At 67.2% G+C, this 7,125-nt stretch carries 5 protein-coding genes and 2 pseudogenes; 3 read left to right on the top strand and 4 right to left on the bottom strand.

The window, feature by feature from the left end; all coding sequences use genetic code 11:
* The first annotated feature begins 9 nt into the window (after positions 1-9).
* Together ETD86_RS31155 and ETD86_RS31150 are read left to right on the top strand one after the other, a co-directional pair.
* Complete coding sequence (locus ETD86_RS31155; RefSeq protein ID WP_211370429.1) at positions 10-135, top strand: transposase; 126 nt, start codon at positions 10-12, stop codon at positions 133-135.
* A 200-nt stretch (positions 136-335) separates the two neighbouring features.
* Positions 336-1,361 (top strand): ISAs1 family transposase, encoded by a 1,026-nt coding sequence (locus ETD86_RS31150; protein ID WP_211370428.1) that lies wholly within the window; start codon positions 336-338, stop codon positions 1,359-1,361.
* Between the two features lie 81 nt (positions 1,362-1,442).
* Here the strand turns inward: ETD86_RS31150 and ETD86_RS31145 are convergent, their stop codons facing one another.
* Entirely contained in the window at positions 1,443-2,117 is a 675-nt protein-coding gene (locus ETD86_RS31145) for a TetR/AcrR family transcriptional regulator C-terminal domain-containing protein (RefSeq protein ID WP_138670117.1), read from the bottom strand.
* A 164-nt stretch (positions 2,118-2,281) separates the two neighbouring features.
* Here ETD86_RS31145 and ETD86_RS31140 point away from each other — a divergent pair, with 164 nt between their 5' ends.
* On the top strand, positions 2,282-2,977 hold the full coding sequence (locus ETD86_RS31140) for a DUF4386 family protein (protein WP_138670115.1): 696 nt from the start codon (positions 2,282-2,284) through the stop codon (positions 2,975-2,977).
* A gap of 338 nt (positions 2,978-3,315) precedes the next feature.
* Here ETD86_RS31140 and istB read toward each other — a convergent pair whose 3' ends face one another.
* From istB to ETD86_RS31125, 3 genes and pseudogenes are all read right to left on the bottom strand, one after another.
* Complete coding sequence (gene istB / locus ETD86_RS31135) at positions 3,316-4,113, bottom strand: IS21-like element helper ATPase IstB (RefSeq protein WP_138670113.1); 798 nt, start codon at positions 4,111-4,113, stop codon at positions 3,316-3,318.
* A pseudogene (gene istA / locus ETD86_RS31130) lies at positions 4,110-5,752 on the bottom strand (IS21 family transposase). The gene istB and the pseudogene istA overlap by 4 nt, the downstream one beginning before the upstream one ends.
* A 133-nt stretch (positions 5,753-5,885) precedes the next feature.
* Positions 5,886-7,057, bottom strand: a pseudogene (locus ETD86_RS31125) (IS30 family transposase).
* Positions 7,058-7,125: the final 68 nt, after the last annotated feature.

Here is a 7,125-nt window from a genome sequence, read left to right as displayed (position 1 = left end):
ACCGCAGGCTTGTCCCTTCCGTGGAATTCCGGCCAGGCCGAAGGTCAGAACACGAGGGTCAAGCTGCTCAAGCGGCGGGGCTACGGGCGCGCGAATTTCGACCTTCTCCGAAAGCTCATCCTGCTTCAAGACTAAAGATCATCAATCACAAGATCAGCGACAGAGCCCGAATACTCGTACGCACCTCTGCACACCAATGAGTACGCCGACAGCACCTACCGGACGGACTTGACCCAGCCGGACTCGGCCCGGCCGAGGTGGCCGTCGACCTGCCGGCTGCCCTGGCTGAGGTGCCGGACCCACGTGCGCGGCGTGGGATCCGCCACCGTCTCACCGTGGTGATCACCACGGCGGTCTGCGCGGTCGTGGCCGGCTACCGCTCCTACACCGCGATCGCCGAGTGGGTCACCGACCTGCCCGCCGACACCGCGATGCTGTTGGGTATCGATCCCGGTCGGCGACCGTCCGAGTCGATGATCCGCAGGCTGCTGCAGGCCGTCGACCCGGACCTGCTCGCCGCCACGATCGGGACATGGCTGGCCACGCGCATACCCCCGGCCGCGTCGGGCTCCAGGCGAGCGATCGCGGTGGACGGCAAGACATTGCGGGGCTCACGCACGCGTACCGCCGCAGCCCGCCACGTCCTGGCCGCCGCTGACCAGTCCACCGGTGTTGTGTTGGCTTCCACCGATGTCCACAGCAAGACCAACGAGATCACCCGCTTCGACACGCTGCTCGACCAGATCGGCGACCTACGCGGTGTGGTCGTCACCGCCGACGCGTTGCACTGCCAGCGTGACCACGTCGCCTATCTCGCCGACCGCGGCGCGCACTGGATCCTGACCGTCAAAGGCAACCAGCCCATCCTGCACGAGCAGTTGACCGGTCTGCTCTGGCGACAGACACCTGAAGCCGACCGGGACACCGACCGTGGGCACGGCCGTCGGGAGATCCGCACCCTGAAGATCCTGTCCGTCGCCGCCGGCATCGAGTTTCCCCATGCGGCACAAGCGATCCAGATCCGTCGCCGTCGGCGCCGTCTCGACGAACCGAGGCGCTTCACCACCGAGACTGTCTACGCGATCACCGATCTGCAAGCGCACCAAGCAAGACCGTGGCAGCTCGCGGACTGGATCCGCGGGCACTGGTCGATCGAAAACAAGATCCACTGGGTCCGCGACGTCACCTACGACGAAGACCGCTCCCAAATCCGCACCGGCACCGGACCCCAAGTCATGGCCGCCCTCCGAAACGCCGCCATCGGCGCCCTACGGCTGGCCGGTATCACCAACATCGCCGCCGCGGCCCGCCACCACGCCCGCAACGCCAACCGCCCACTGGCCCTACTCGGCATCACCTAACGACTTTGCTGGGACCCTGGCCAGCGGAGCACTTCTGCGGAGCCTGCGGCGCAGAGGGCCCGCGACGGTCGGTGAGCGTTGCTATGCGGAGGCTCTTAGGGGCTCGAGGGCGGCCAGGATGAGGTCGAGGCCGAAGATGAACTCCTCTGCCGGGTCGTAGCCGGCAGCGACGAGCGCTGCGGCGGACTCGTTGAGGTAGGGGAACTCGTCAGGAGGAAGCTGGGGCAGGTAGACGTCCTCGGCCATGTCCGCGAACTCATCGGCGGTGTCGAACGGCAGGCAGGCTTCCTGCAGGGCGAAACCGTAGACGTAGACGTCGAGCAACCAGTTGGCGTGCGTCGCCATCAGAACCGGGAAGCCAGCCCTCCGCAGGCAGGCGGTGACCGCTTCGCGGTGGCGGAGGTGCGCGGGCCCCGGCGATGTCCGCGACTCCATCAGGCCGATCGCCCACGGGTGGCGTGCGAGAACCTGTCGGGCGGATACCGACCGCCGTCGCATCGCCGACTGCCAGTCGGTCTCCTCGGGCGGGAGCTCGATCTCCTCGAACACGATGTCGATCATGGCGTCCAGCAGCTCCTCCTTGTTCGCCACGTAGTAGTAGAGCGACATCGCGCCCGCGCCGAGCGCGCCGGCCAGCCGGCGCATGCTCAGCGCGTGGACCCCCTCGCGGTCGGCGATCCGGATGGCCTCGATTACCACCCGTTGCTTGCTCAGCCCCGCGTCTGGCGCGACCTGGCGTTTTTTCTTCCCGGACACGGGTCTCCTCACTCGCTCGAACGGCTTGACAATCGTCCAGCGCACGGACATCGTACAGTGTACTAATCTTAGTACAATGTACGGCGTACGGTGTACGAATCAGCGAAAACCCCGAACCCGCTCGACAACCCGCCGGTCATCCGACCGTAACGAAGGAGTAAGAGATGAGATCACCGAAGAAGACCGCCACCACGCCAGCCCGCAGTTGGTTCGTTCGAGGCCGGCTCGTCGGTGCCGCGGCGATCGCGTTCGCGGTGTTGGTGGTGATCGAGAACGTGTTGTTTGCGGTAACGGGCGCGCTGCCCTACGACGCTCCGATCGAGGACGTGCTGGCCTACTACGCGGCCAACCGCGGCGCGGTCGCGATCGTGTCCGGTCTGGTAGCCCTGTACCTGCCGCTGCTGCTCGTGTTCGTGACGGGCCTGCACGGCCTCGTGGAGCGGCGCGGCGGAGCGGGCACCGACTGGTCGCGCCTCGCCTTGGCCGCTGGCGCGACGCTGTCGGCCATCTTCGTGCTTGTCAACGTCCTGCAGATCGGGCTCGCGCTCTCCGCCAGCGGGCTCGCCGAGCCGACGCCCGCGTTCGGGCTCGTCTGGCAGATTCACGCAGCGGCGTTCGCGCTGGCGCTGCCGATGCTCGGCACCACCTGCATCGGCTCGGCCCTCGCCGCGCACGCGAGCGGGTTGACTCCGGCTTGGCAGCGCCTGCTGGGCATGGTGGGCGGGAGCCTGCTGCTCGCTGCGGGGCTGGGCAACCTCGCGATCGCCGACGGCTCGCCGCTGATCTTCGTCGGGCTCCTAGGGTTCGTCGCCTGGCTCGTCTGGCTGCTCGCGACCGGCGTGCGCCTCGTCCGGTCGTGACCGAGATGAGGGCTGCGCCGAGGTCGCGCACGCGGGCGAGGACTCCGTGGAGGGCCGCCCGGGGATGGCAGCCACAGCCTCGATCGCGACCACCCGTGCGTATGCACGCCCAGACCTGCCGCCACGCCGGCGGACGGACCGCTCCTCTCAAAAGAAGAACCTGATGGCCATCCGAACGAACACCCGGAACCTGCTCGATAACCCGCCGATCCCGGTGCAGGCCAAGCTCGCCACCGCCTGGACCACAGGGTCCCGGCAAAGTCGTTAACTCAACCCGGACACCAGTCGCGACTTTGCCGGGGCCCTGGGTAGGGAGCCTGATGTGCGCTCTCGTCGTCTCAGGCGGTGTCTTGGTTCTTGGCCTGGGCGAGCCGGTAGGAGTCGGTGCCGGTCTCGATGATGGTGGCGTTGAAGGTGAGCCGGTCGACGATGGCGGCGCAGAGGCGTGGTTCGGTGAACGTTTTGGTCCAGCCGCCGAATCCTTCGTTGGAGGCGATCGCAACGCTTGCGGTCTCCTCGCGTTCGGTCAGAACTTGGAAGAGCAGGTCAGCCCCGCGTTTGTCGAGTTTCATGTAGCCCAGTTCATCGATGCAGAGCAGGTCGTAGCGTCCGTAGCGGGCGATGGTTTTGTTGAGGATGAGTTCATCGGCGGCTTCGACGAGTTCGTTGACGAGTTTGCTGGCCAGGACGTATTTGACTCGGAACTCGGCCATAGCGGCTTCGGTGCCGAGCGCGATGAGCAGGTGGCTCTTGCCGGTGCCGGAGTCGCCGATGAGGCAGAGCGGGTGCCCGTTCTTGACCCACTCGCATTTGGCGAGGGTGTGGATGACCGCGGCGGGGACGTTGGGGTTGGCCTCGAAGTCGAAGTCGGTGAGCCATTTGGGGCGGGGGAATCCGGCGGCTTTGACTCGGCGTTCGCTGCGGCGGCGCTGCCGGTCTGCGCATTCGGCCATCAGCAGTTCGGCGAGGAACCCGCGGTAGGTGAGCTGTTCGCGTTCTGCGGCGTCGGCGGTGGGGATGAACTGGGCGCGCATCGTGGGCAGCCGCAGCATTCGGCAGGCTTGGTCGATGGAGGCTTCGGCGGCGGTCTCCGTCATCCCGCGCTGGTGGGAGAGACGGTACTGGTCGGTGCTCATGGGGGATCTCCTCGGCTGGTGGGGCGATGGCGGCGCAGCAGCTGATCGTAGGCGGCGACTGAGGGCAGCGGGCGGGTGTCTGCGGGCAGGGTCTCGATCCGTTTCTGGGTGAGAGAGACGATGTTGTCGGGCAGCTCGACCGGCTTGCCGACGGGTCGGCCGCTGGGGTCGGTCGCCTCCGGTTGCGGGTCTGTCTGGGCGGCGTTGCGGGCTTCGATGGCGACCACATCCGCGGTGAGGGCGCCGACCCGCAGTGCGGTGGCGATCCCGGCGACGATGTGGTCGTGGGCCATGGTGCGGTGCAGCAGTAGCACTTCGATCAGCTCCCGGGTGCCGGCTGCGTCCCCATGGGCCTTGCGGACCCTGGCCAACCAGGCGTCGTGGACCGGGGTGAACTTCCCTGCTTGCCGGGCTTGCTCGAGCGCGGTGGAGCCGGGCAGCGCTCCGGGTTTGCGGATCAGGACCTCCAGGTAGTGGTCGAGATCGAGGCGGGAGCTGTTCTTGGCGATCAGGCGTTCGTGGCGGGCGACTTCTTTGCGGCCCGAGAACACCACAAGCTCGGAGGAGTGCAGCAGCACCCGGACCTGCCGGCCGATCAGCGCGGCCGGCACGGAGTATCGGTTGGTGCGAACACAGATCTGGGCTCGCCGGTCGACCCGGGGTTGAAGCACTCGGCCGGTCTCGAACGGTTCATCCGGGAGCGGCCGCAGCAGGGACCGCTCCAACGCGTAGTACTCGGCGATCGTCCGGGCGCGGGCTCCGATCCGCCCTGGTCGTCCTGCAGATCCCACTGTTCGATCAGGTCGTTGAGCTCTCGGATCGAGGCGACCCTGGGGACCGGGACCAGGTGGTTGCGGCGGAATCGGCCCACCTCGCCCTCGACTCCGCCCTTCTCGTGGGCACCCTCCAGGCCAGGGCGGCAGTAGAAGGTGTCGAGTGAGTAGTGCGATCTGAAGGCGAGCCAGCGTTCGTTCTCGATCCGGGCCCGGTTCAACCCGAGGACCTGCTTCACCGCTGAGGTCAGGTTGTCATAGCGGACCTTGCCGGTCGGCACCCCGCCCAGCACCCTGAAGGCATGCAGGTGCCCCTCCAAGAACGCCTCCTGGGTGCAGGAAAGGCTGACCCGGTGCACCGCCTTGCCCGAATAGGAGAGCCGGAACACGAACAACTGGCACTTGCGGCGCTCGCCCGCCAGGTCGACATACACATCCCCGAAGTCGACCTCGGCCTCGACCCCGGGCTTGTGGGTTTGGTCGATCGGCACCTCCCGCGGCGGCCCGAACCCCTCCTCCTGCCGGATCTGCGGTGCCCGCCACGACACGTAGGCGCAGACCACGTCGTAGGAGATCCCCTCCATCTCACGTTCGGCCACCAGCCGATCGAAAATACGTCTCTTCGTGTGCCGCTGTTTGACCGGCGCCCGCAGATCTTCACGCAGCACCTGATCGATGAACGGTTTGAAGGGATCCAGCCGGGACCTGCGCGGCGGTGGCTTCTTGCGCGGCGTGGGCCAGGCCGACCGCAGGGCATCTCGCACAGTACGGCGATGCACGCCGTACTTGCGCGAGAGAGCGCGCACGCCCATACCGCTCAGCCGCGAGTCCCTCCGGATCGCAGCGAACGTCTCCGCCTTCGTCATCCGTGCCAACCGTGCCCCACCCCCACAACCAGGAGCACAACCAGCGTCCCACCACAATCCCTCAGGTGGGGCCAAAAACACTGGTCCCGCTCCCCCGCTAGCCATGGTCGGAGCAAAGCTGCTGAGGCACCCTTTAGCCGGCCCCGGCTCGCTTTCTGTGATCAAACGTGGGGGTTAGCAGTACGGCCAAGCGTTCGTCAGGGGTGTTCCAGTCGAGCGTCTTCCGCGGTCTGGCGTTCAATTCAGTAGCGACGGCGTCGAGGTCATCGCGGGTGTGAACCGACAGGTCTGTGCCCTTGGGGAAGTACTGGCGCAGCAGCCCGTTGATGTTCTCATTCGAGCCGCGCTGCCACGGGCCGGCCGGGTTGCAGAAGTAGACGGGCATGTCGGCGGCGATGGAGAACTCGTGGTGGCGGCCCATCTCGCTCCCCTGGTCCCAGGTCAGGGAGCATTTGAGCTGGGCGGGCAGCGTGGCCATGGTCTCAATCAGGGCGTCACGCATGCGCTCGGCGGTGCGGTCGATGGGCAGGTGGACGAGCATCACGTAGCGGGTGGTGCGTTCGACCAGGGTGCCGATCGCCGAGTTGCCGTTCTTGCCGATGATGCAGTCACCTTCCCAGTGGCCGGGAACGGCCCGGTCGTCAGCCTCGGCCGGTCGCTCGCTGATCATGACCATGGGCGTGCTGTAGCGGGGCTGGCGCTGCTGGGCCAGGCGGCGGGGCTTGCGCTTGGTGCGGCCGGTGCGCAGCGCCTTGGTCAGCTCGCGGCGCAGCTCGCCGCGGCCTTGCACGTAGAGCGCCTGATAGATGGTCTCGTGGCACACATGCATCTCCGCCCGCTCGGGGAAGCTTCGGCGCAGGCTCTGGACGATCTGCTCCGGGCTCCAGCGCTTGTGCAGGTGGTCTTGAATGTATGCCCGTAACTCGGGGGTTCTGTCCGATCTTGCTGGGCTTGGGGCGGGGCCGGCGCGCGTCGGCTCGGGCCTGGGCCGCATGCGGCCGGTACTGGCCGCCGGTGGGGTGCCGGTTGCGGCGGACTTCCCGGCTGATGGTGGACGGCGCACGGCCCAGCCCGCGCGATCTCACGGATCGAGGCCTTCTCCCGCACTCGGTCGGCGATGTAGATCCGCTCGTCTTCTCGCAGGTAGCGGGACGCATCAGAAGGGGGCACCGCCGGTCGTCTGACCGGCGGTGCCCCCTTCTTTTTTGCTTTGTTCGGTGCCGTGCCGTTGCGCCACCGCTTCCCGGTGCGCCGGTTGATCCCGACGATCCGGCACGCCTCCTGGCTACTGAACCCTTGATCCATAAGGTGGAAGTATGCCTCCGCTCACGGGTCAGCTTCATCCGTCCCTGAGGTGTCCGAACCTTGCGGAT

It is taken from the genome of Nonomuraea turkmeniaca (assembly GCF_005889735.1).
Classification (GTDB): Bacteria; Actinomycetota; Actinomycetes; order Streptosporangiales; family Streptosporangiaceae; genus Nonomuraea; species Nonomuraea turkmeniaca.
Note: the sequence above shows the minus strand (reverse complement) of the source record. Positions and strands in the feature narration are given on the sequence as shown.

Excerpts from the sequence above, each read along its gene's own strand:
- ETD86_RS31140 (WP_138670115.1), top strand. The coding sequence starts at position 2,282 with ATGAGATCACCGAAGAAGACCGCCACCACGCCAGCCCGCAGTTGGTTC.
- istB (WP_138670113.1), bottom strand. The coding sequence starts at position 4,113 with ATGAGCACCGACCAGTACCGTCTCTCCCACCAGCGCGGGATGACGGAG.